At 63.7% G+C, this 21,022-nt stretch carries 25 protein-coding genes; 19 read left to right on the top strand and 6 right to left on the bottom strand.

What is annotated here, in order from left to right:
- Positions 1-8 precede the first annotated feature (8 nt).
- The 14 genes from urtB to J6497_RS01720 all read left to right on the top strand — a co-directional run bounded on the left by urtB (position 9) and on the right by J6497_RS01720 (position 12,651).
- Positions 9-1,622, top strand: a complete 1,614-nt coding sequence (gene urtB / locus J6497_RS01655) for an urea ABC transporter permease subunit UrtB (protein WP_225702475.1) — start codon at positions 9-11, stop codon at positions 1,620-1,622.
- Positions 1,619-2,788, top strand: a complete 1,170-nt coding sequence (gene urtC, locus J6497_RS01660) for an urea ABC transporter permease subunit UrtC (protein ID WP_225702476.1) — start codon at positions 1,619-1,621, stop codon at positions 2,786-2,788. Before urtB ends, urtC begins: the two co-directional genes overlap by 4 nt.
- Before the next feature lie 5 nt (positions 2,789-2,793).
- Entirely contained in the window at positions 2,794-3,555 is a 762-nt protein-coding gene (urtD, locus tag J6497_RS01665; RefSeq protein ID WP_225702477.1) for an urea ABC transporter ATP-binding protein UrtD, read from the top strand.
- A gap of 3 nt (positions 3,556-3,558) precedes the next feature.
- On the top strand, positions 3,559-4,254 hold the full coding sequence (gene urtE, locus J6497_RS01670; RefSeq protein ID WP_225702478.1) for an urea ABC transporter ATP-binding subunit UrtE: 696 nt from the start codon (positions 3,559-3,561) through the stop codon (positions 4,252-4,254).
- Between the two features lie 28 nt (positions 4,255-4,282).
- A complete protein-coding gene (locus J6497_RS01675; RefSeq protein WP_225702479.1) occupies positions 4,283-5,119 on the top strand; it encodes an urease accessory protein UreD in 837 nt (278 codons plus the stop codon).
- A gap of 28 nt (positions 5,120-5,147) precedes the next feature.
- Positions 5,148-5,450, top strand: coding sequence for an urease subunit gamma (locus J6497_RS01680; protein ID WP_225702480.1), 303 nt, complete (start codon positions 5,148-5,150; stop codon positions 5,448-5,450).
- A 10-nt stretch (positions 5,451-5,460) separates the two neighbouring features.
- Positions 5,461-5,766 (top strand): urease subunit beta, encoded by a 306-nt coding sequence (locus J6497_RS01685; protein WP_225702481.1) that lies wholly within the window; start codon positions 5,461-5,463, stop codon positions 5,764-5,766.
- A gap of 99 nt (positions 5,767-5,865) precedes the next feature.
- The gene (locus tag J6497_RS01690) at positions 5,866-6,414 is read left to right on the top strand and encodes an HD domain-containing protein (protein ID WP_225702482.1); all 549 of its coding nucleotides are present in this window, start codon (positions 5,866-5,868) and stop codon (positions 6,412-6,414) included.
- A gap of 14 nt (positions 6,415-6,428) precedes the next feature.
- Positions 6,429-8,144 carry an urease subunit alpha gene (gene ureC, locus J6497_RS01695; protein ID WP_225702483.1) on the top strand — a complete coding sequence of 572 codons (1,716 nt, stop codon included), beginning with the start codon at positions 6,429-6,431 and terminating at the stop codon, positions 8,142-8,144.
- 48 nt (positions 8,145-8,192) lie between these two features.
- Positions 8,193-8,492, top strand: coding sequence for a putative quinol monooxygenase (locus tag J6497_RS01700; RefSeq protein WP_225702484.1), 300 nt, complete (start codon positions 8,193-8,195; stop codon positions 8,490-8,492).
- A 15-nt stretch (positions 8,493-8,507) separates the two neighbouring features.
- Positions 8,508-9,092: an urease accessory protein UreE gene (locus J6497_RS01705; RefSeq protein WP_225702485.1), complete on the top strand. Its 585-nt coding sequence runs from the start codon at positions 8,508-8,510 to the stop codon at positions 9,090-9,092.
- A complete protein-coding gene (locus J6497_RS01710; protein WP_225702787.1) occupies positions 9,073-9,810 on the top strand; it encodes an urease accessory protein UreF in 738 nt (245 codons plus the stop codon). Before J6497_RS01705 ends, J6497_RS01710 begins: the two co-directional genes overlap by 20 nt.
- A gap of 162 nt (positions 9,811-9,972) precedes the next feature.
- Complete coding sequence (gene ureG, locus J6497_RS01715; protein ID WP_225702486.1) at positions 9,973-10,623, top strand: urease accessory protein UreG; 651 nt, start codon at positions 9,973-9,975, stop codon at positions 10,621-10,623.
- Between the two features lie 369 nt (positions 10,624-10,992).
- Positions 10,993-12,651: a CHASE domain-containing protein gene (locus J6497_RS01720; RefSeq protein ID WP_225702487.1), complete on the top strand. Its 1,659-nt coding sequence runs from the start codon at positions 10,993-10,995 to the stop codon at positions 12,649-12,651.
- 387 nt (positions 12,652-13,038) lie between these two features.
- On the opposite strand, the gene J6497_RS01725 is transcribed toward J6497_RS01720, so the two are convergent.
- Complete coding sequence (locus tag J6497_RS01725) at positions 13,039-13,587, bottom strand: sigma-70 family RNA polymerase sigma factor (RefSeq protein ID WP_027579243.1); 549 nt, start codon at positions 13,585-13,587, stop codon at positions 13,039-13,041.
- Positions 13,587-13,799: a NepR family anti-sigma factor gene (locus J6497_RS01730; RefSeq protein WP_028165127.1), complete on the bottom strand. Its 213-nt coding sequence runs from the start codon at positions 13,797-13,799 to the stop codon at positions 13,587-13,589. Before J6497_RS01730 ends, J6497_RS01725 begins: the two co-directional genes overlap by 1 nt.
- 270 nt (positions 13,800-14,069) lie before the next feature.
- Between J6497_RS01730 and J6497_RS01735 the strand changes: the two genes are divergently transcribed.
- Together J6497_RS01735 and J6497_RS01740 are read left to right on the top strand one after the other, a co-directional pair.
- Positions 14,070-14,876 (top strand): response regulator, encoded by an 807-nt coding sequence (locus tag J6497_RS01735; RefSeq protein ID WP_225702488.1) that lies wholly within the window; start codon positions 14,070-14,072, stop codon positions 14,874-14,876.
- A 499-nt stretch (positions 14,877-15,375) separates the two neighbouring features.
- Positions 15,376-15,747 (top strand): hypothetical protein, encoded by a 372-nt coding sequence (locus tag J6497_RS01740; protein WP_312010197.1) that lies wholly within the window; start codon positions 15,376-15,378, stop codon positions 15,745-15,747.
- 178 nt (positions 15,748-15,925) lie between these two features.
- Here J6497_RS01740 and J6497_RS01745 read toward each other — a convergent pair whose 3' ends face one another.
- Together J6497_RS01745 and J6497_RS01750 are read right to left on the bottom strand one after the other, a co-directional pair.
- Positions 15,926-16,990: an AbrB family protein gene (locus J6497_RS01745; protein WP_249793333.1), complete on the bottom strand. Its 1,065-nt coding sequence runs from the start codon at positions 16,988-16,990 to the stop codon at positions 15,926-15,928.
- Between the two features lie 147 nt (positions 16,991-17,137).
- Positions 17,138-17,425: a PsiF family protein gene (locus J6497_RS01750; RefSeq protein ID WP_225702491.1), complete on the bottom strand. Its 288-nt coding sequence runs from the start codon at positions 17,423-17,425 to the stop codon at positions 17,138-17,140.
- A 188-nt stretch (positions 17,426-17,613) separates the two neighbouring features.
- Between J6497_RS01750 and J6497_RS01755 the strand changes: the two genes are divergently transcribed.
- Complete coding sequence (locus J6497_RS01755; RefSeq protein WP_225702492.1) at positions 17,614-18,093, top strand: hypothetical protein; 480 nt, start codon at positions 17,614-17,616, stop codon at positions 18,091-18,093.
- Positions 18,094-18,346: 253 nt separating this feature from the next.
- Positions 18,347-18,943 (top strand): DsbA family protein, encoded by a 597-nt coding sequence (locus J6497_RS01760; RefSeq protein ID WP_225702493.1) that lies wholly within the window; start codon positions 18,347-18,349, stop codon positions 18,941-18,943.
- Positions 18,944-18,967: 24 nt separating this feature from the next.
- Here J6497_RS01760 and J6497_RS01765 read toward each other — a convergent pair whose 3' ends face one another.
- Complete coding sequence (locus tag J6497_RS01765) at positions 18,968-19,174, bottom strand: hypothetical protein (RefSeq protein WP_225702494.1); 207 nt, start codon at positions 19,172-19,174, stop codon at positions 18,968-18,970.
- 80 nt (positions 19,175-19,254) lie between these two features.
- The gene (locus J6497_RS01770) at positions 19,255-20,142 is read right to left on the bottom strand and encodes a LysR family transcriptional regulator (protein ID WP_225702495.1); all 888 of its coding nucleotides are present in this window, start codon (positions 20,140-20,142) and stop codon (positions 19,255-19,257) included.
- Between the two features lie 121 nt (positions 20,143-20,263).
- Between J6497_RS01770 and J6497_RS01775 the strand changes: the two genes are divergently transcribed.
- Positions 20,264-21,004 (top strand): SDR family oxidoreductase, encoded by a 741-nt coding sequence (locus tag J6497_RS01775; RefSeq protein WP_225702496.1) that lies wholly within the window; start codon positions 20,264-20,266, stop codon positions 21,002-21,004.
- The last annotated feature ends 18 nt before the right edge of the window (positions 21,005-21,022 follow it).

A 21,022-nucleotide genomic window follows, 5' to 3' on the forward strand; every position in this document is an offset into this window, starting at 1 on the left:
GTCGTCACGTGTTTGGCCATTTACTTGAGCGTGTTCGCGCGCTCTTCCTTTCAGTGTTGCTGATTGCTTCCTTCGCGCTGCCGGCTTTCGCCGGCCCGTTCGAGGATGCGGTCGCCAAATTCGCCAATGACGAATTTTCCGACACCGGGGAGGCCATCGAGGCGGTCGCGACGTCGGGCAATCCGCTCGCCTTCCCTATCATCTCTGCGCTCCAGGAGGAGCGGCTGACGGCCGATCCCGAGAGCAAGAAAGTCTTCATCACGCAAACAGACGGCAAGATCATCGATGCCGCCACCGGTGCTGCCGTCGACAAGCTGCCGGACAATGCTGCCTCCGTCCGTCTCAACAACCGCCTGCGCCGCACCGTGGAGGCTGCGCTCGGCAGCCTGACGCTGCTCTCGCCCGATCCCGCCAAGCGCGTCGCCGCCGCGCAATCCGTCTTCAAGAGCCATGACGAGAACGCGCTCTCCGTGGTCGAGGGCGCGCTCGCGAAGGAGACCGACAAGGCGGCAAAGCAGGCGTTCACCGAGGCCCGTGCAGCGATCATCCTGTTCAAGTCTGACGCCTCCGACAACGACAAGCTCGAGGCCGTTTCCGTCATTAAGTCGCGCGGCGACCAGGAGGCGCTGGCGGTACTCACCAGCGCGGCTGCCGACCAGCCGCCATTGATCGCGAAGGCGATCGCGAGCGCGGTCTCCTCGATGCAGAGCAATCTGGCGATGTGGTCGGCGGTGCAGAATGCCTGGTACGGCCTGTCGCTCGGCTCGGTGCTGCTGCTGGCGGCGATCGGGCTCGCTATCACCTTTGGCGTGATGGGCGTCATCAACATGGCCCATGGCGAGATGGTGATGCTGGGCGCCTACACCACCTTCGTGGTGCAGGAGGTGATCCGCACCAGCTATCCCGGCCTGTTCGACTATTCGCTCCTGATCGCCGTGCCGCTTGCCTTCCTGGTCGCCGGCGGGGTCGGCGTGCTGATCGAGCGCAGCATCATCCGCTTCCTCTACGGGCGCCCGCTGGAAACGCTGCTGGCGACCTGGGGCCTGTCGCTGGTGCTGCAGCAGGCGGTGCGCACCATGTTCGGCCCGACCAACCGCGAAGTCGGCAATCCCTCCTGGATGAGCGGCGCCTTCGAACTCGGCCAGATCACCATCACCTATAACCGGCTCTGGATCCTCTGCTTCACGCTGGCGGTATTCGCGATCCTGCTCGCGATGCTGCGCTACACCGCGCTCGGGCTCGAGATGCGCGCGGTGACGCAGAACCGGCGCATGGCGGCTTCGATGGGCATTGCCACCTCACGCGTCGACGCGCTGACCTTCGGCCTCGGCTCGGGGATTGCCGGCATCGCCGGGGTGGCGCTGTCGCAGATCGACAATGTGAGCCCCAATCTCGGCCAGAGCTACATTATCGACAGCTTCATGGTCGTGGTGTTCGGCGGCGTCGGCAATCTCTGGGGCACGCTGGTCGGCGCCTTCACCCTCGGCATCGCCAACAAGTTCCTGGAGCCGGTTGCCGGCGCCGTGCTCGGCAAGATCGCCATCCTGGTCCTGATCATCCTGTTCATCCAGAAGCGGCCACGTGGCCTGTTCGCGCTGAAAGGGCGGGCGGTGGAGGCATGAGCGCGCACATCCTCACCCGCTCGCTGGACCGCGCCGCGACCGCCTTCATCCTGATCGTCGCGGCTGTCGGCATCCTGATCCCGCTGTCGAATCTGCTGCTGCCGCAGGGCTCGTTCCTGCAGGTGCCGACCTATCTGGTTGCGCTGTGGGGCAAGTATGTCTGCTACGCGATCCTGGCGCTCTCCATCGATTTGATCTGGGGCTATTGCGGCATCCTCTCGCTCGGCCATGGCGCCTTCTTCGCGCTCGGCGGCTACGCGATGGGCATGTACCTGATGCGTCAGATCGGCAGCCGGGGCGTCTATGGCAATCCGATCCTGCCTGATTTCATGGTGTTCCTGAACTGGGACAAGCTGCCCTGGTACTGGTACGGCTTCGATATCTTCCCCTTCGCGGCGCTGATGGTGCTGCTGGTGCCGGGCCTGCTCGCCTTCTGTTTCGGCTGGCTCGCCTTCCGCTCCCGCGTCACGGGCGTCTATCTCTCGATCATCACGCAGGCGATGACCTATGCGCTGCTGCTCGCGTTCTTCCGCAACGATTTCGGCTTCGGCGGCAACAACGGCCTGACCGACTTCAAGGACATCCTGGGCTTCAACGTCCAGGCCGACGGCACCCGCGCCGCTTTGTTCGCGCTGAGCTGTCTGGCGCTCATCGTCGGCTTTTTGATCTGCCGGGCGATCGTGACTTCGAAGCTCGGCAAGGTCTTGATCGCGGTGCGCGACGCTGAAAGCCGCACCCGCTTCCTCGGCTATCGCGTCGAATCCTACAAGCTGTTCGTGTTCACGCTGTCGGCGTGCATGGCCGGCGTCGCTGGCGCGCTCTATGTGCCGCAAGTCGGCATCATCAATCCGAGCGAATTCGCGCCGGGAAATTCCATCGAGGCGGTGATCTGGGTCGCGGTCGGCGGCCGCGGCACGCTGGTGGGCGCAGCCCTCGGCGCCGTCGTCGTCAATTATGCCAAGACGTTCTTCACCTCAGGGCCACTTGCGCCGTACTGGCTGTTCATGCTGGGGGCGCTGTTCATTCTGGTGACGCTGCTGCTGCCCAAGGGCATCGTCGGCACCTTCAATTCGTGGTGGGAGCCGTGGAGGGCGCAGCGCGTCTCGGCCAACACGACAAGCGCCGCGCGCGAAGACGGCATCAGCGAACCCAACCCGGCGGAGTAGGCGCAATGAACGTGATGGACACCCGCGCGACCTCCGCGATGCTGTATCTCGACGGCGTGCACGTCTCCTTCGACGGCTTCCACGCCATCAACAACCTCTCGCTCGCGCTCGAGCCGGGCGAGATGCGCGCCATCATCGGCCCCAACGGCGCCGGCAAAACCACGATGATGGACATCATCACCGGCAAGACCAGGCCGGATGAAGGCACCGTGCTGTTCGACGGCGTCACCGACCTGACCCGACTGGACGAAACCAGCATCGCCGAACTCGGCATCGGCCGCAAATTCCAGAAGCCGACGGTGTTCGAAAGCCAGACCGTGCAGGACAATCTGCTGCTCGCGCTCAATGTCGATCACAGCGTCAGGGGCACGCTGTTCTGGCGCGAGAGCAAGGCCGAGACCGAGCGCATCCAGAAAGTGCTGGAGACCATCCGTCTCGCCGACGCGCGCAACCGGCTCGCCGGCAGCCTGTCGCATGGCCAGAAGCAGTGGCTCGAGATCGGCATGCTGCTGGCACAGGATCCGAAGCTGCTCCTGGTCGACGAGCCCGTGGCCGGAATGACTGATGTCGAGACCCACCAGACCGCGGAGCTGCTCAAGGAGATCAACAAGGACCACACCATCATGGTGGTCGAGCACGACATGACCTTCGTGCGCGAGCTTGGCGTCAAAGTAACCTGCCTGCACGAAGGTACGGTGCTGGCGGAAGGGAGCATCGACCAGGTCTCGTCGAACGAGCGGGTCGTCGAAGTGTATCTGGGGCGATAGGCGATGCTGAGAGTCGAGAACATCAACCTCTTCTATGGTGCGGCGCAGGCGCTGCGCGGCGTCTCGCTGTCGGCGGAACCCGGCAAGGTCACCTGCGTGCTCGGGCGCAACGGCGTCGGCAAGACCTCGCTGCTTCGCGCGATGGTCGGCCAGTATCCGATTGCGTCAGGCTCGATCGAGTTCGACGGCAGCGACATCACCGGCCTGAAGCCGTATGAGCGCGCGCGGCGCGGCATCGGCTTCGTGCCGCAGGGCCGCGAGATCTTTCCGCTGCTGACGGTGGAGGAGAATCTCAAGACCGGCTTCGGGCCGCTCAAGCGCGAGAACCGTTTCATTCCCGACGATGTATTCTCGCTGTTTCCGGTGCTCGAATCGATGCTTGGACGCCGCGGCGGTGACCTCTCCGGCGGCCAACAACAGCAATTGGCGATCGGCCGCGCATTGGTGATGCGGCCGAAACTGTTGCTGCTGGACGAGCCGACCGAGGGCATCCAGCCCTCGATCATCAAGGATATCGGCCGCGCGATCTCCTATTTGCGCAATCTCGGAAACATCGCGATCGTGCTGGTCGAGCAATATCTCGATTTCGCCTGCGAGCTCGGCGACAGCTTTGCGGTGATGGACCGTGGCGCGGTGAAATATGCCTGCGACCGCTCGAACCTTGATCCCGCTGAAATCTCCCGCCAAATGGCGCTATAAGGGACGCAACCGGCCAACGGGGGGACGGATGCGTACCGAGATCACGCGCGCAGCTTCAGCGACCTTTGCGGCCAACCGCGCCCGCGGCGCGGTGAGGTTCGGTGTGCAGCTTAAGGATGGTGTCACCCGCCGCGGAAGCTTGCACGAATCCGGCTCGCTCCGCGTCCGCTTTCCCTCGCCCGAGGGCGAGGGGCTGTCGGCCGTGTTCGTCAATACCGCCGGCGGGGTTGCCGGTGGCGATCGCTTTGACATCGATATTGCGGCCGCAGAGGGCGCGCGGCTGACGCTGACGACAGCCGCCGCGGAGAAGATCTATCGTGCGGCCGGACCGGCCGCCCAGCTCAACATCGCGCTCAAGGCCGAGGCCGGTTCGCATCTTTCCTGGCTGCCGCAGGAAACCATCCTGTTCGACCGCGCCCGGATCGCTCGGCGGATCGATATCGACCTGGCCGAGGGGGCTTCGCTCCTGCTCTGTGAGATCGTGGTGTTCGGCCGCTCGGCGATGGGCGAGACGATGCGCGATGGCGAATTCGTCGACCGCTGGCGGATGCGCCGCGGCGGCCGGCTGGTGTTTGCCGAGACCTTCCGGCTGGACGGCAATATCGGCGACAAGCTCGCCCGGCCTGCGGTCGCCAATGGCGGCGTTGCCATCGGCACTGCGCTGATCGTGCCCGGCGACGAGGCAGTCGTGGAGCGAATACGCGAGGTGCAAGACTCCCTCGGTGGCGAAGTCGGCATCTCCTGCTGGAATGGGTTTGCAATGGCGCGCTTCTGTGCCCAAGATGCGATGAGGCTGCGCGCCGACATGATGACGGTGCTCGGCCGCGCCTCTGCCGTCCCGCTGCCGAGGCTGTGGCTCAACTAGATCATTCGAAAACCGTCAGAGTGCTCGCATGAATTTGTCTCCCCGCGAAAAGGACAAGCTTCTGGTCTCGATGGCCGCCATGGTGGCGCGCCGCCGGCTCGAGCGCGGCGTCAAGCTGAACCATCCCGAGGCCATCGCCCTGATCACCGACTTCATCGTCGAGGGCGCGCGCGATGGTCGCACCGTCGCTGACCTGATGCAGGCCGGCGCACAGGTCCTGACCCGGGCGCAGGTGATGGAGGGCATTCCGGAGATGATCCACGACATTCAGGTGGAAGCCACATTTCCGGACGGGACAAAGCTCGTCACCGTGCATGCGCCGATCCGGTAAGGAGCGCAATATGATCCCCGGCGAACTCTTCATTCAGGACGGCGAGATCGAGCTCAATGCAGGTCGCAAGACCGTGACGCTCACGGTCGCCAACACCGGCGATCGCCCGATCCAGGTCGGTTCGCACTACCATTTCTTCGAGACGAACCCGGCGCTCAAATTCGATCGCAAGAAGGCCCGCGGCATGCGCCTCGACATCGCCGCTGGCACTGCGGTTCGCTTTGAACCGGGCCAGACCCGCGATGTGCAGCTGGTGGCGCTCGCCGGCAAGCGCGTCATTTATGGCTTCCGCGGCGAGGTGAAAGGCAAGCTGTGATCCTTGGTGCCACGATCGCTGCCGGCCGGCTGTTGTCTGTTTCGCGTGGCAGGAACGGAGTACGCGGCGGCGCGGTTGAGGCAAGAAGGAGTTTTCGCCATGCTGCAACCGATCCGCCTCATCTCCGAAGCCGCCGAACTCGCTGCCCGCCGTCACAACGGTATGGCCCGCAAGGGTCGTGGCAATGAGCCTTACATCAATCACCTGGCCGAGGTTGCGAATCTGCTCGCAACTGCGACTGACGGCGCAGACGCAGAGCTCGTGGCAGCCGGCTGGCTGCACGACACGGTCGAAGACACCGACACCACGCGCGAGGAACTCGCGACGAAGTTCAGCGAGCGTGTCGCTGCGCTGGTGGTCGAAGTGACCGACGACATGTCGCTCCCCAAGCTACAGCGCCGGCAAAAGCAAATCGAGGACGCTCCGCATAAGTCGCCGGGCGCCAAGATGATCAAGATCGCCGACAAGATCAGCAATACCTGCGCCCGCATCGTGCCGAATCCGTCGGGCGACGCGCGCGAGGATCTCGCCGCTTACGTCATATGGGCCGAAAAAGTTGTGGCCGGATGTCGGAGCGTCAATCCGATGCTCGATGCAAGATTTGATGAAGCCGTCAAAGCAGCGAAAAGCGTGTTTGAAGGCAAGTGAAATGGGGGCTTACGGTGTCCGTGAAAATCAAGCGTTCCGTCTATGCCGACATGTTCGGGCCCACTACCGGCGACCGTGTGCGGCTGGCGGACACTGATCTCATCATCGAGGTGGAGAAGGATTTCACCACCTATGGCGAGGAGGTGAAGTTCGGCGGCGGCAAGGTGATCCGCGACGGCATGGGGCAGTCGCAGGTCACGAACCGGCAAGGTGCGGCCGACACCGTCATCACCAATGCGCTGATCGTCGACCACTGGGGCATCGTCAAGGCCGACGTCGCGATCAAGGAAGGCATGATCGCCGCGATCGGCAAGGCCGGCAATCCCGATATTCAGCCCAATGTGGACATCATCATCGGCCCCGGCACCGACGTGATCGCGGGCGAGGGCAAGATCCTCACCGCGGGGGGATTCGACAGCCACATCCATTTCATCTGCCCGCAGCAGATCGAGCACGCGTTGATGTCCGGCGTCACCTCCATGCTCGGGGGCGGCACCGGTCCTTCGCACGGCACGTATGCTACGACCTGCACGCCGGGGCCGTGGCACATGGGCCGGATGATCCAGTCGTTCGATGCATTTCCGGTCAATCTCGGCATATCCGGCAAGGGCAATGCCTCGCGCCCGGCGGCACTGGTCGAGATGATCAAGGGTGGCGCCTGCGCGCTGAAGCTGCATGAGGACTGGGGCACGACGCCGGCGGCGATCGACAACTGTCTTGCGGTCGCCGACGATCATGACATTCAGGTGATGATCCACACCGACACGCTGAACGAATCCGGCTTCGTCGAGGACACCGTGAAGGCGTTCAAGGGGCGCACCATCCATGCCTTCCACACCGAGGGCGCGGGCGGGGGGCATGCGCCTGACATCATCAAGATCGCTGGGCTGAAGAACGTGCTGCCATCCTCGACCAACCCGACGCGCCCGTTCACGCGCAACACTATCGACGAGCATCTGGACATGCTGATGGTGTGCCACCACCTCGATCCCTCGATCGCCGAGGATCTTGCGTTTGCCGAAAGCCGCATCCGTAAGGAGACGATCGCAGCGGAAGATATCCTGCACGATCTCGGCGCGCTGTCGATGATGTCCTCGGACTCGCAGGCGATGGGCCGACTCGGCGAAGTCATCATCCGCACCTGGCAGACCGCGGACAAGATGAAGAAGCAGCGCGGATCGCTGTCGCAGGACAAGGGCAAGGACAACGACAATTTCCGCGTCAAGCGCTACATCGCCAAATACACTATCAACCCCGCGATCGCGCATGGGATGTCGAAACTGATCGGCTCGGTTGAGAAGGGCAAGCTCGCCGATCTCGTGCTGTGGTCGCCGCCGTTCTTTGGTGTCAAGCCGGACCTGATCATCAAGGGCGGCTCGATCGTGGCCGCCCCCATGGGCGATCCCAACGCCTCAATCCCGACCCCGCAGCCGGTGCACTACCAGCCGATGTTTGCGGCGTACGGAAAATCGCTCACCGCATCCTCGGTGGTCTTCGCGTCCAAGGCGGCGGTCGCCGGCGGGCTGGCGCGCAAACTCGGCATCGGCAAGAAGCTCTATGCGGTCCAGAATACCCGCGGCAAGATCTCCAAGAACAGCATGATCCACAATGACGCAACGCCCAAGATCGAGGTCGATCCGGAGACCTATGAGGTGCGCGCCGATGGCGAGCTTCTGACCTGTGCGCCCGCGGAGGTGCTGCCGCTGGCGCAGCGCTATTTCATGTTCTAAAACCTCTCCCGGCAAATACGCCCAGAACCAAAGCCGGGAGGAAATTCCGTGATTTACGTCGTTGCTACGCTGACCGTGAAGCCCGAAACTCGCGCCGAATTCATTGCGGCCGCCACCGCCTGCATCAAGGAAACGCGGAAGGAGGCCGGCAATATCGCCTACGACCTGCACGAGAGCGTCACCGATCCGACCAAGATGGTGTTCGTCGAGCAGTGGGAGAACGCCGAGGCGCTGGTGCCGCATCGCACCGCCGAGCACATGAAGACCTTCGGCCGGGTCGCGGTGAAGTGCTTCTCGGCGCCGCCAAAGATCGAGGTGATCACGCCCGAGAAGGTGGAAGTACGCTGAGAGAGGAAGAACCGCATGATCCGCGCGACGTCCGTCAATCCACAGCATCGCTGGAGCGAGCAGCCGGCCGATACCGTCGTGCTCGATTTCGACGATCGCCACCGCCGGCGGATGGCGATGACGGGCACGCGCGGGCTGGAGTTCCTGCTCGATCTCGAGAACGCGATAGCGCTGCGCGGCGGCGATGCGCTGGTGCTGGAGGACGGACGATTGATCGAGGTGGTCGCAGCGCCCGAGCCGCTCCTGGAGATCCGCGGCGCCGACCCGCACCATCTGATCCGCGTCGCCTGGCATCTCGGCAACCGCCATCTGCCGACGCAGATCATGAAGAAAGGCCTGCGTATCCGGCGCGACCACGTCATCGAGGCGATGGTGAAGGGGCTCGGTGCGCGCGTGATCGAGATCGAGGCGCCGTTCGATCCTGAAGGCGGCGCCTATGCCGGCCATGCGCATGAAGGCGACGTGGCCGCGCATCACCACACCGGCCATGATCATGGCCATCACCACCATGATCACGGTGATCACCATCACCACGACGAGCATTGCGACCACGATCATCATCACCATCACGACCATTCCCATGCTCATGACCACAAATGAGCCGCCGCGCAGCGAGGCATGGGGCGGGATGACGGAAGGCGAGGCCGCCTCGCTCTACCGCTTGATGACATGGCTGTCGCCGTCGTTCCCGGTCGGCGCCTTCTCCTATTCCAGCGGCATCGAATGGGCAGTGGAGGCCGGCGACATCAAGGATGCCGCCTTGCTGCGCGACTGGCTCGCTGCGATGCTGAGCGAGGGCAGTGGCTTCTGCGACGGCGTGTTCCTCGCCCAGACGCATCAGGCGACAATGGCGCGCGACGTCGCAGGACTGCGCGAGATCGCCGAGCTTGCCGCAGCCTTCGTGCCCTCGCGCGAGCGCCAGCTCGAGACCACGACGCAGGGCCGCGCCTTTATCGATACCGCGCGCGCGGCCTGGCCTTCGCCCGGCCTCGACGAGATCATCGCCGCTTGCGATGGCGCCATCGTCTATCCCGTCGCCGTCGGCCTCGTCAGCGCCACGCATGACATTCCGCTTCCGCCGGTGCTGCACGCGTTCTTCCATGCGGTGGTCTCGAACTGGATCTCCGCTGGCGCCCGCCTGATCCCGCTTGGCCAAACCGATAGCCAGCGCATTCTTGCCGGTCTCGAACCAGTGGTCAGTGCCACCGCAACCCGTGTGCGCGCCGCCTCGCTCGATGATCTCGGCAGCGCCACCTTCCGCGCCGATCTCGCAAGCCTGCGCCACGAGACGCAATATACAAGGCTGTTCCGGTCATGACGCGCTCGCTGTCGTCGTGGCTCTCTCCGTCGTCCACGCGAAAGCGGGGACCCATAACCACAGGTGTTCGTGGTTATGTCGGGCTGGGGCCACGGCCTTTCGCAACAATCAACTCCGGTGGTTATGGGTCCCTGCTTTCGCAGGGACGACGAGGACATTGAGATGGCATCTTCTCACGGCCCGCTTCGCGTCGGCGTCGGTGGTCCGGTCGGATCCGGCAAAACTGCGCTGATGGATCTGCTCTGCAAGTCGATGCGCGAGCGTTACGACATCGCGGCGATCACCAACGACATCTACACCAAATGGGATGCCGAGTTCCTGGTGCGCTCGGGTTCGCTGACGCCGGATCGCATCGCCGGCGTGGAGACGGGCGGCTGTCCGCACACCGCGATCCGCGAGGACGCCTCGATGAATCTGGCGGCGGTCGCCGACATGCGCGCGAAATTCCCGGGCCTTGATCTCGTGCTGATCGAATCCGGCGGTGACAACCTCGCGGCGACTTTCTCGCCGGAGCTTGCCGACCTCACGATCTATGTCATTGATGTCGCCGCCGGTGACAAGATCCCGTCCAAGGGCGGCCCTGGCATCACGCGCTCCGACCTGCTCGTGATCAACAAGATCGACCTTGCACCTCACGTCGGCGCGTCGCTGGAGAAGATGGAAACCGATGCGAAGCGGATGCGCGGTGAGCGTCCCTTCGTCATGACCAACCTGAAGAAGAGCGACGGCCTGAAGCGCATCATCGCCTTCATCGAGGCCAAGGGCGGCCTGCGCCCGAAAGCCGCTGCCAAGGCCAAGGCCAAGGCGGGCTGACCGATTTGTTAATATGATATCCCGTTCGTTAATATTTTGACGGCCGTGATGCACGACGCTCCGTCCAAGCCCAATGCGCGCTGACCTACTCAGCGAAGTCAGGCAAATGGCGGGTGCGACGAAATATTCCATGCCGCAATGGGAACAAAATCCAGCCACTCCCATTAGCCACCTCTGACGCTGCTTTCGCTGCCGGCTGCCGGCGCCAGCTGCCGTTCACGTTAATTGCCGCCTTCCGTTGCGTACCGATGATCTCCACGTCATATTTCGCCGCGGTTGGTACTCACCCCGTCTCCAATCGTTGTCGCCCCCGCAGACGTCAGATGTCCGCTGTTCATCTTCGCCAACCCGCCGTCTCCGAGTAACAGCGTGGTCCGGCTGGGTTTTATTATCGCCTTCATCGCGTTGATCGGGGTACTGCTCTCCGGTCTTGCGGCCTATCGTGTGCACGAGCAGGAGCTGACGCTCGACGGAATCGCGCTGGCGCGGGCGATCGACGTCCACGCCAGCCTGGTGCAGGATCGCCTTACCGAGCGCGAATTGCTCGCCCGCGTCTCCTCAGGCCTGTTTCGTGCGCCGTCGGTGGTGAAGGCCGACATGCTGCAGCCGCTGCGCTCCTCCATCTATGCCTTCAAGACCGATTTCGTGATTGCGGCCTGGATCGCGCGGCTGAGGCCCGACGAACTCGTGGCGGCGGAGCAGGAGCTGAAGAAGGCCGGCTTCCCGAACCCGACGATCCGGGATTTCGATGACCACCCCCTCGACATCAAGGCGATCGACAAGCCCATCAACGTGATGATGGACCTGGAGCCGCGGATGCCCGAGACCATCATCCTGCCCGGCCGCAGCTTCGACCACCATTCCGTGATCGGGCCGATGCTGGCGAAGGCAATGGCGGATGGCAAGCCGGTGGCCTCGGATCCGATTCCGCTCTTGCGCCAGAACGGACCGATCGGGGTCGCGCTCGCCGCGCCGGTGTTTCAGCAGGGCGCCCCTGAGCCGGCGGGATTCGTCACATTTTCGTATGAGCTCGGGCCGTTGATGCTGACGAATGACGACATGTCGCTGTTCTCGGTGGTGCTGAAGGACCCGCGCGATTCCAACGACGAACTGGTCGCCAACGACCAGGGCGTCATCACCTCGCGCGCGGTGCGGCCGGATGGGCCGGCGCCGTCGATGGTTCGGACGGTGACGTTCGGCGGCCGCGACTGGTCTCTCGCCTATTACGCCAAGACGTCCGCCGCCGCCCGGGCAAACCAGACCGCCGCGATCGTGGCGGCGATTGGCCTCGCGCTGACCGGCATCGTCTGCGGCCTGTTCGGCTATGTCGCCTACAACAACCTTCGGCTCAGCCGCGAGATCGAGGTGAGGATCGGGTTCGAGCGGCGGCTGACGGCGGTGATCGACGAGCTCAACCATCGCGTCAAGAACATCCTGGCCGTGATCCAGTCGATCGTCACGCGCACGCTCCGCCATGGCTCGGACATCGATGCCGCGCGCGAGCTCCTGATCGGCCGCATCCACGCGATGTCGAACGTGGTCACCCTCCTCAGCGAGAGCCAGTGGCAGGGCGTGAAGCTGAAGGGACTGTTCGAGGCACGCGCGATCCCGCATGCCGAGCGCATTGCGATCTCCGGCCCCGACATCGCGGTCAGCGCGCGCGCTGCGCAGTCGTTGTCGCTGTTGTTCTTCGAACTCGCCTCGCATTCCGACGAGGGCCTGTCCCTGGTCGGCAAGCATCCGCACATCGTCGCCAACTGGGAAGTCAACGGCAAAGCGCCGGAGGCGATCTTTCATTTCCGCTGGGAGGAGTTCAACACCAGCGAGGCCACCCGCCGCGCGGATTCCGATTTCGGCCTGATCCTGCTCGACCGCGTCGCCCCCGAAGCGCTCGGCGGCACCGCCAAGCGCTACTTCACCGACATCAGCTATGTCTATGAGCTCACCGCGCCGATGGAAACCGTCATCGACATGAACGAGCGTGACCGCACCGAGAAGTTCTCGGCGCCGATCAAGCCGGCACGGTGACGTAGCGCAGTTGTTTTAGGGGAGCACCGTCTTTCCCTCATGGTGAGGAGCGCGTATCGCGTCTCCGGACGATACTTCGCATCGCCGGGAGAACCATGAGGCCCCGCCGCTGGCCTCCCCTTCGAGACAGTCGCTGCGTGACCTCCTCAGGATGAGGGGAAGCAAAGGCGCGTCTACGTCGCGTAGGGTGGGCAAAGGCGAAGCCGTGCCCACCGTCTACGGTTGGTGTAAGAGAAGGTGGGCACGCTTCGCTTTGCCCACCCTACGCACTTACACACTGCTCTCGCCGTCATTGCCGGCTTGACCCGGCAATCCATCATTCCTCAGAAAAATCGCTTTTTCCGGGATGGATGCGCGGGTCAAGCCCGCGCATGACGATGCGTCACATCAGCCGCCATTGCCGCCGATCACGGCGCGCACGGTGTCATCAGGGCCGAAATCTTCCGCGCCTTCGACGTAGAGCAATGCGCTCAATTTCGATCGCGCGCGATTGACGCGGCTCTTGATGGTGCCGACCGCGCAGCCGCAGATCGCAGCCGCGTCCTCGTACGAGAAGCCGGAAGCGCCGACCAGGATCAGAGCTTCACGCTGGTCTTGCGGCAGCTTGTCGAGGGCTGCGCGAAACTCCTCGAACTCCAGATGCGCGTTCTGCGCAGGCTGCGTCTTCAGGGTCTTGGCATAGTTGCCCTCGGCGTCCTCCACCTCGCGCCGCCGCTTGCGATAGTCGGAGCGAAACAGGTTGCGCAGGATGGTGAACAGCCAGGCCGGCAAGTTCGAGCCCGGCTGGAACGAGTCGATGTTGGCGATCGCGCGCAACAAGGTCTCCTGCACCAGATCGTCGGCGCGGTCACCATTGCCGGAGAGCGAAATCGCGAACGCGCGTAGGCTTGGCACCGACGCCAAAATATCGTCGCGAAGTTGGTCGGTGAGAGGCATCAGTCCCTCCCGTCATTTTTTGCAGCTTGCTGCTCGTCAGTTTCGGCCAAATGCTTGGCGGCCTCCGCAGGATCATCGAGCTTGCGGATAAGCTCCGCAAAGCGGTCTGGCACCCCCTGGCGCACCACGTCGTCGTACATGGCACGAAGCTGGTGGCCGATTCTCGATTGGATCTCAGCGTTGAGACCGCCCTGCTTCTTGGTTTCCTTCATGATCTGATCCACGTTTCCCCGAGAGGTTAAGTCCCTGTGTTTCAAGCAGTTTCCTCGAAATTTCGGTCTTGGCCGCGTTTGCTGTCGGTCGTACGCTAATGCGAAGTTCGACTGAAAGTTCCGAATGTCTGGAACTATTTATGGAACTTTATCCGCGCTCACGCGTAGTCCGACGTAACAGGGGAGGCGGGTCGCCCCACGGACGGATGTCCCGACCCGAGAGACGAAGGCATTTCAGGCAGTTGCCTCAAACACAAGGATGGAGTGGGAATGTCCCGATCGCAGCTCGTTGCTGAACACTTGCCATTGTTGCGGCGCTACGCCCGCGCGCTCACCGGAAACCAGGCGTCGGGCGACGCCTATGTCGCGGCCATGCTGGAGGCCCTGCTTCAGGACCCCTCGCTTCTGGACGAAACGCACGGTCCGCGCGCCGGCATGTTTCGGCTGTTCACCCAAATCTGGAATTCGGTCTCCATCAACGACAACGCCGACGTGGCAACGTTGGCACTGCCGCCGGAGCGCCGGCTTTCCAACATCACGCCGCTGCCGCGGCAGGCCTTCCTCCTGCTGTCGCTGGAGGGCTTCTCGGAAGAGGAGGTGGCCTACATCCTCAACATCGATATCGCAGAGACGCGCAAGCTCACGGACATCGCCGGCCGTGAGATGGCTGCCGAGATCGCAACCGATGTCCTGATCATCGAGGATGAGACCTTCATCGCGATGGATCTCGAAAGCCTCGTGCGAAATCTCGGCCACAACGTAATCGGCGTCGCCCGCACCCATTCGGATGCGGTGGCGCTCGCCAAGAACAAGAAGCCCGGCCTGATCCTCGCCGACATCCAGCTCGCCGACGGCTCGTCGGGTCTGGACGCCGTGAACGAATTGCTGCGCGTGTTCGAGGTGCCGGTGGTGTTCATCACCGCCTATCCCGAACGCTTCCTCACCGGTGAGCGTCCGGAGCCGGCGTTCCTGATCTCAAAGCCGTTCCAGCCTGCAATGGTCTCAGCGGTTGCGAGCCAGGCGCTGTTCTTCCAGCGCAATTCGCGCAACCGCGCGCCGCGCGCCGCCTCGGCGTGAACTGACGAGAGTCTGGCTAGGTCGACCGATCCGGCGTGCTAGGCACGCCGGATTTTTTTGAACGATCCGCCAGGCTCGGAATCCCTGCCTGCCTCTCTTTGGCCCTCGGCGTTTTTGCATCGGGGCAGCGCGCGACGTTCGCACTCGTATTGGTTGCGGCGTGCAATGCCAGTGCTCAAGCTCAACCCTGCCGGTTCTCCATCGCGGTTGGCGACGCCGCCGTGACCCGTCGAAATCTCCCCGACAAACCCGACAAAAAAGTAGAGCGCGACCGGCATCACCACGATCGCGCCCTACGTCGCCGGTCAATGGGGCAGGGGGAATAACCGGCTGCCGAAACGACGCCGGCCGCGAAGAAACGTTCCGGCATTTCGAAAAAAATTTTGAACACGGTTAAGTGATCCGAAGACATACGAACGGGGGCGTTTCGTTCGAGTTGTGTGTGTGATCGCCATGGGGCGAGGGATGAATCGCCATGTCACAGATATTGAAGGGAATTTTGGGCACGCTCGCCGTTTCTTTGACGTTCGGCGCCGTGCAATTTGCTGCCGGGCATGATCTCGTCGGAGGCGGGAGCCTCACCACCTCCACCAAGGAGGAACACAACGTCAACCGTGCCGCGAAGGCCGACCGGGCAGCGGTTCCGGCAGCCACCGGCAAGACGGAAACCATTTCGCTGAAGCTCGACAGCCTGGCCGAGAGCTCGGTCGTGATCCGCGTTCCCATAATCAGGGACGAGGCGCGCAGCCGCCCGAAGCCGCCGGAGCTGATCAAATCCGGCGAGCGCAGGATGACTGTCGCCTGCGAGCCCGTTGTGAGCGTGCTGACCGAAGTGGCCAAGCGCCTGCAGCCCGGCCGCTGCGTCACCTGAGCTGATCGTCTTGCATTCATCATTCCGGATGCGATGCAGTCGCCGCTTGCTCTGTTATTCCGCGGTGCGCGCCCGGAATCCGTCGCGCCACTTGCGGAGAGATGATGCTTCGATCCGCTCGCAATAACGAACTCGTCATCCCTCCTTCGACGGGACGACGCCGCTGCGAGACGTGCCACTAATCGTCTACATCCTCCTGCGGCCGGCCAAACAGGTGCACGATGCCGGGGGTCGCCAGCGTCACGAACACGAAGCGCGAGAGGTGGTGCGCGCCGACGAAGATCGGGTCGATGTGCAGCGTCAGCGCCAATGCCAGCATGGCGTCCATCGCGCCGGGGGCAAAGGCCACGACGATATCGGAGAGATGAACCTGCGTGGTCAGCGTGATCGCGGTAACGAAGATCGCGGAGATCAGAATCGCGACTGCAAACGAGCCGAGCCCGGCATTGACGTGGCTACGCAAGGTCGAGAGCTTCATCCGTGCAAAGCGCGACCCGATCAGGGCGCCGATGCCGACCAGCGCGACGCCGCGCACCCAAGGCGGCAGGCCGCCCTCGACCGCGCCGGCGCCGTGCAAGAGGCTCGAGGCGAGCATCGCGCCGAACATCCAGCTTGCGGGAAATTTCGCCCAGCGCAGCACGAACGCGGTAGCAATTGAGGCTGCGATCAGCGCCGCGAGTTCGATCGGCGAGGCGCTGGCGGAGGCGATCGTCGGCGGTGCTGCTGGTGCTATTCCAAGCACCGCCAGCATCAGAGGCAGCGCGGCTGTCAGGATGATCACGCGCATGGTCTGCACCACCGCGATCGCCGCGACGTCGGCGCCCTTCTCGATCGCGAGCATCGTGATCTGCGACAGTGCGCCGGGGCTGCCGGCGAGGAAGGCCGAGGTCTGGTCCCAGCCATGCACGCGCTGCAAATAGAAGCTGCTGCCGAAGATCGAGCAGACGGTGGCGAGCGCCAGCAGCCCGATGGTGAGCGGATAGGCGCTCACATGCTGGATCAGTTGCCGTGACACCAGGGAGCCCAGGGAGATGCCGAGCAGGATCAGCACGGTCTGGGTCACCACCGGCGGCACGGTGAGCGGCCGGCCGGCGAGCGCGGCGATGCCGACCGCGATCATCGCGCCGGAAATCAGCCCACCCGGCAGGTTCGCCCACAAAAACAGCAGGCCGCCCGCGGCGCCGATGACGAGCGTCTCGGTCGCATTGAGGATATTCGCGCGGCTGGGAACGGCAAACGCCATCGATGCGGGGAGCAGGTTCACGCTGGCGTTATGCCAAATCCGTAAGCCCGCGACAAATGCATCTCGCGATTGGAGCAATGCGCCGGATTTTGGACCGCCGGCGCCACTGCTCACCATGCCCTTTTTCGGGAGGGAGAGCGGCCGCCTTTACTTCGTGCCCGCGCTCTTGTCGGCGGCTTCCTTCCGGCATTCGCGGCGGAATTTCTTGCGCTCCTTGCCATGAAGGCCTTTCGCGTCGGCCTGCTTGGAGCATTCCAGCGAAGCGGCGCTGCGTGCCTTCTTCTCTTCCGGCGTCGGCGCCGCCTTCATCTCGGTCTTGGTCTCGGTCTTGGCGGTGTCCTTCGGCGCAGGCGTGGTCGTCTGCGCAAAGCCGGTGCCCGTCAGCAGGAAGGCGGCGAGGGCAGTTGTGGTGGCGAGGGAGGAAAGCTTCGGCATGACGCACCTCGAATGAGCGGATGTGAAGACGGTCGCCGGCAGATGCTGAACCGCCGATGAATATCGCTCGTAGCGGTCGCCACAATATTTTGACCCGGCGGACCGCCAATGCGTTGTCGCAAGTTCCGGTTGCGTTAGGATGCGGCCCTCGTCAACGCGCTGAGGTTTGACGAAAAGGGAGAACAACCATGAGAATTCAAGCCAAACTGTTTTGTGCGATGGCGGCCTCGGGGCTCGCCGCATTCGTGATGTCGGCGCCGGCGCAAGCCCTGACCGCGCAGGAATGCAGCGCCAAGTACCAGGCGGCCAAGGCCGCCGGGACATTGAACGGCCAGAAGTGGAATGACTTCCGCAAGGCCGAATGCGGCGCGAACGCAACGCCAGCCGCTCCCGCGCCTGCTGCACCGACAGCCGCTGCCCCTGCGCCGGCACCGGCCGCGAAGGAGGCCAAGGAAGCTGCTCCTGCGTTACCGGCGGGACCGGCGGTATTCCCGACCGCTGTCGATCCGAAATATTCCAAGGAGACCGAGGGCAAGGCGCGCATGCACACCTGCGTCGACCAGTACAAGGCCAACAAGGCCACCAACGCCAATGGTGGGCTGAAGTGGATCCAGAAGGGCGGCGGTTATTACAGCGAATGCACCAAGCGCCTCAAGGGCGCCGCTTGATCTCCTGGAGCATGATTCGGAAAAGTGGATACCGGTTTTCCGAAAAGATCATGCTCAAACAAAGAGCGAATGGTGTGGCCGGCAGTTCAACGTCGGCCACATCAGCCTTTGGGCTAACTCAGTAAAGCTGCGTGACATCTCCGCCTGCCGAGCGTAGACAGCGAAGGCACCCGCGAGATTTGACATGAGCCCATCGACCGATCGTGTCGCCGGTATCAAGCCGGAACCCACGCGCCGCGCCGCGCTCGGCTTGATGGCCGCCGGCGTCACGCTGCTTGGCGGCACTGCCGCCGCGCAGGAAGAAGAAAAGGTTCTGACGGAAGCAGCGGTGCTGCGCGATCCGGAGATCCCTGTCGCCGGCAATGCCAAGGGCGACATCAGCATCGTCGAGTGGTTCGACTACCAGTGTCCCTATTGTCGCAAGATCGAACCCGAACTGCGGCAACTGGCGCAAGACGACGGCAAGCTGCGCCTAGTGTGGAAGGACTGGCCGATTCTCGGCGATGTGTCGAAGGTTGCGGCACGCATGGCGCTGGCCGCGAAGTATCAGGACAGTTTCCAGGCGGCGCACCAGGCGATGATGGGCCTCACCTCGAAGCTGACCGAGCCACGGATACGGGAGGTGCTCGCCGCCGTCAGCATCGACATCGATCGCCTGAACCGCGATCTCGCGGCCAATGCCACGTCGATTGACGCCATTCTGGCGCGCAACAATGCGCAGGCCGAGGCCTTCGGTTTTCAGGGCACGCCGTCGTTCATCGTCGGTAAATTCCGCGTGCCCGGCATCTTGACCAAGGAGCAGTTCGTGCAGGCCATCGCCGACGCCCGCAAGTCGAACATGAGCCGCTAGATCTGGCGCTCCCGGGAGGGCCTGCTAGCGCGACGAGATTTTCTGCCAATCCTCATGGGCGCGCGCTTTCAGCGCCTTCAGGTCATCGGCGGCAACGTCCCAGTTGACGATGGTACGGCCGTTCTGTGCGACCTGGCCGCTCGCCACGGTTGATGTTCGCATCGAATCATAGAGATAGACGCCCGCGATCAGCAGCAGCGCACCCAAGATCATTCCCAGAAACGTTCGCATGACGATCCCTCCGGTGACCGCTGATAACGGGGATGGCTGGCGGATGGTTCCGGGCTTGGCCAGTTCGCGCCGGAACCGCCCTACGCCCGCCCGAAGGCGCGCATCACATAATCGATGAACACGCGCACGCGCGGCGAGAGCTGGCGGCTGCGCGGGTAAAGCAGGGATACCGGGACCGAGGGCGGCACGCATTCGGTGAGCACTTGGACGAGCGCCCCGCGCGCGAGATCGGCTTCGGCGTGGAAGCGCGGCACCTGGATCAGGCCAAGGCCGAGCCGCGCAATAGCAAGGTAGCTCTCCGGTCCCGTCACCGACATGATTGCCGGCAGCATCACTTCACGCACAATGCCGTCGACCACGAACTCCATTGGCCGTAGCCGCCCCGTCGTCAGCGAACGTATTCCGATCATGCGATGGCCTGCGAGCGCATCGGGACTGGTTGGAGTGCCGAAGCGCTCGAAATAATTGGGCGCCGCGCAGGTCAAGCGCTCCAGCATCGCCACCTGCCTTGCGATCATGTCGCTGTCGGGCAGATGGCCGAAGCGCAATACGCAATCGACGCCCTCCTCGATCAGGTCGATCCAGCGGTCGCTCTCGCTCATGTTGATCTCGATGTCCGGATATTCCGCGAAGAAGCCCGGCAGGTTCGGCAACAGGAAGTGGCGCGCCAGCGTGCCCTGCACTTCCAACCGCAACAGCCCCTTCGGCTTACCGCCGCCGAAGGCGCCTTCGGCATCCTCGAGGTCGGCGATCAGCGACAGGCAGCGGCGGTAATGGGCTTCGCCATCAAGCGTCGGGCGGACGTGCCGCGTGGTGCGCTCGATCAGCCGCACGCCGAGCCGCGCCTCCAGCGATTTGACGGCGTCCGTCACCGTCGAGCGTGGCAGACCAAGATCCTCCGCCGCCAGCGAAAAGCTGCGCCGCTCCACCACGCGGGTGAAGATTCGCATCGCGTCAAACCGGTCCATGTAGATTGTCCGGATATATCGAACAGTGATGCCAACTAATGCATCATTATCCGGAAAGTGGAAGCTCCTACTTTGCTCCTGTCACTCAGCGGCCAAGCCGCCAAACTGAGAGGAGAACAAAATGTCGAACGAAACCAACAAAGTAGCATTGGTGACGGGCGCCTCGCGCGGAATCGGCGCCGCGGTGGCGGAGCGCCTGGCCAAAGACGGCTTCACCGTCGTGATCAACTATGCCGGCGATACCAAGGCCGCCGAGGCAGTGGCGAGCCGGATCGAGGCCGCCGGCCGCCGGGCGCTTACCGCCAAGGCTGACGTTAGCGATCCCAACGCGGTGCGCGGCATGTTCGATGCGGCGGAGGCCGCCTTCGGCGGCGTCGACGTGCTCGTCAACAATGCCGGTATCATGAAGCTTGCGAAGATCGCCGACACCGATGATGCGATGTTCGACCAGCACATCGCAATCAACTTCAAGGGCAGCTTCAATGCGATGCGCGAGGCCGCGCGCCGGCTGCGCGACGGTGGACGCATCGTCAATTTCTCGACCAGCGTCGTCGGCACCAGGCTTGAGACCTACGGCGTCTACACCGCGACCAAGGCGGCGATCGAGACCTTGACCGCGATCCTGTCCAAGGAATTGCGCGGGCGCTCGATCACGGTGAACGCGGTGGCGCCCGGACCGACCGCGACCGATCTGTTCCTGCACGGCAAGTCGCCGGAATTGATCGACCGCTTTGCCAAGATGGTTCCGCTGGAGCGGCTCGGCACGCCCGAGGACATCGCCTCGGTGGTGTCCTTCCTCGCCGGCCCCGACGGCGCCTGGGTCAACGGCCAGACGCTGCGCGCCAATGGCGGCCTGGTCTGAAGCCGCAACCAAAAGCCC

Origin of the sequence: Bradyrhizobium cenepequi (genome assembly GCF_020329485.1) — a bacterium.
GTDB lineage: Bacteria > Pseudomonadota > Alphaproteobacteria > Rhizobiales > Xanthobacteraceae > Bradyrhizobium > Bradyrhizobium cenepequi.

Excerpts from the sequence above, each read along its gene's own strand:
- urtC (WP_225702476.1), top strand. The coding sequence starts at position 1,619 with ATGAGCGCGCACATCCTCACCCGCTCGCTGGACCGCGCCGCGACCGCC.
- urtD (WP_225702477.1), top strand. The coding sequence starts at position 2,794 with ATGAACGTGATGGACACCCGCGCGACCTCCGCGATGCTGTATCTCGAC.
- urtE (WP_225702478.1), top strand. The coding sequence starts at position 3,559 with ATGCTGAGAGTCGAGAACATCAACCTCTTCTATGGTGCGGCGCAGGCG.
- J6497_RS01675 (WP_225702479.1), top strand. The coding sequence starts at position 4,283 with ATGCGTACCGAGATCACGCGCGCAGCTTCAGCGACCTTTGCGGCCAAC.
- J6497_RS01680 (WP_225702480.1), top strand. The coding sequence starts at position 5,148 with ATGAATTTGTCTCCCCGCGAAAAGGACAAGCTTCTGGTCTCGATGGCC.
- J6497_RS01685 (WP_225702481.1), top strand. The coding sequence starts at position 5,461 with ATGATCCCCGGCGAACTCTTCATTCAGGACGGCGAGATCGAGCTCAAT.
- J6497_RS01690 (WP_225702482.1), top strand. The coding sequence starts at position 5,866 with ATGCTGCAACCGATCCGCCTCATCTCCGAAGCCGCCGAACTCGCTGCC.
- J6497_RS01705 (WP_225702485.1), top strand. The coding sequence starts at position 8,508 with ATGATCCGCGCGACGTCCGTCAATCCACAGCATCGCTGGAGCGAGCAG.
- J6497_RS01710 (WP_225702787.1), top strand. The coding sequence starts at position 9,073 with ATGCTCATGACCACAAATGAGCCGCCGCGCAGCGAGGCATGGGGCGGG.
- ureG (WP_225702486.1), top strand. The coding sequence starts at position 9,973 with ATGGCATCTTCTCACGGCCCGCTTCGCGTCGGCGTCGGTGGTCCGGTC.
- J6497_RS01725 (WP_027579243.1), bottom strand. The coding sequence starts at position 13,587 with ATGCCTCTCACCGACCAACTTCGCGACGATATTTTGGCGTCGGTGCCA.
- J6497_RS01730 (WP_028165127.1), bottom strand. The coding sequence starts at position 13,799 with ATGAAGGAAACCAAGAAGCAGGGCGGTCTCAACGCTGAGATCCAATCG.
- J6497_RS01735 (WP_225702488.1), top strand. The coding sequence starts at position 14,070 with ATGTCCCGATCGCAGCTCGTTGCTGAACACTTGCCATTGTTGCGGCGC.
- J6497_RS01745 (WP_249793333.1), bottom strand. The coding sequence starts at position 16,990 with ATGGCGTTTGCCGTTCCCAGCCGCGCGAATATCCTCAATGCGACCGAG.
- J6497_RS01750 (WP_225702491.1), bottom strand. The coding sequence starts at position 17,425 with ATGCCGAAGCTTTCCTCCCTCGCCACCACAACTGCCCTCGCCGCCTTC.
- J6497_RS01755 (WP_225702492.1), top strand. The coding sequence starts at position 17,614 with ATGAGAATTCAAGCCAAACTGTTTTGTGCGATGGCGGCCTCGGGGCTC.
- J6497_RS01760 (WP_225702493.1), top strand. The coding sequence starts at position 18,347 with ATGGCCGCCGGCGTCACGCTGCTTGGCGGCACTGCCGCCGCGCAGGAA.
- J6497_RS01765 (WP_225702494.1), bottom strand. The coding sequence starts at position 19,174 with ATGCGAACGTTTCTGGGAATGATCTTGGGTGCGCTGCTGCTGATCGCG.
- J6497_RS01770 (WP_225702495.1), bottom strand. The coding sequence starts at position 20,142 with ATGGACCGGTTTGACGCGATGCGAATCTTCACCCGCGTGGTGGAGCGG.
- J6497_RS01775 (WP_225702496.1), top strand. The coding sequence starts at position 20,264 with ATGTCGAACGAAACCAACAAAGTAGCATTGGTGACGGGCGCCTCGCGC.